1 protein-coding gene is annotated in these 668 nt (G+C 60.8%); it reads right to left on the reverse strand.

Translation table 11 applies throughout. The features are described from left to right. The coding region (locus TU76_RS24080; protein WP_048352662.1) for an SPOR domain-containing protein at window positions 1-649 on the reverse strand (649 nt) is incomplete at its 3' end. Between the last annotated feature and the right edge of the window lie 19 nt (window positions 650-668).

Here is a 668-nt window from a genome sequence, read left to right on the forward strand (position 1 = left end):
CCAATTGCTTTTGGGCCACGGTCAGTTGTTCGCGGTTACTGAACGGGCCGACCAGCACTCGATACCAGGTTTCGTCTTTCACCGTGCCCGATTCGACCGAGGCGGACTGGCCGAGCAGGATGATTTGCGCACGCACCTTGTCGGCATCGGCTTGCTTGCGGAACGAGCCCGCTTGCAGGAAGAACTTGGTCACCGGTGCCGCCTTGGCCACCGGTGGCGCAGGTGGCGGGGTGAGGCCATTCAGGGCGGCCTGAGCACGGACCGTGTCGATTTTTGCCGCCTCGGCAGGCGTCACCGGCTTCAATGGCGCAGTTTGTGGCGTCGGCAGGGTTTTTTCCGGTACGGCCTCTGGCGGCACGATCACTTCAGACTCGGGCAGCAGCGTATAGAAGTCGTACTTTGGCTTGACCGGCTGCGTCGGGCTCGGAGCGGTTTTATTGGCCTCAGCGACTTGCGAAGCCTTTTGCTGCTCTTGCTTGACCCGTTTGACGTCGTCGCCCTTGCCAGGCTCGAGCTTCATCAAAAAAACGATAAAGGCGCCTACGGTCAGGCCGATGGCCATCCATAGCCAACCCGGGATCGGTTTTTTGGTCGGTGCCTGATACCGGCTGGCGCCGCGCTTTGGGGCAGGTTTTTTCTTGGCGGCCAACTTACATGCGCTCCAGAGT

The organism is Pseudomonas psychrophila (genome assembly GCF_001043005.1).
Classification (GTDB): Bacteria; Pseudomonadota; Gammaproteobacteria; order Pseudomonadales; family Pseudomonadaceae; genus Aquipseudomonas; species Aquipseudomonas psychrophila.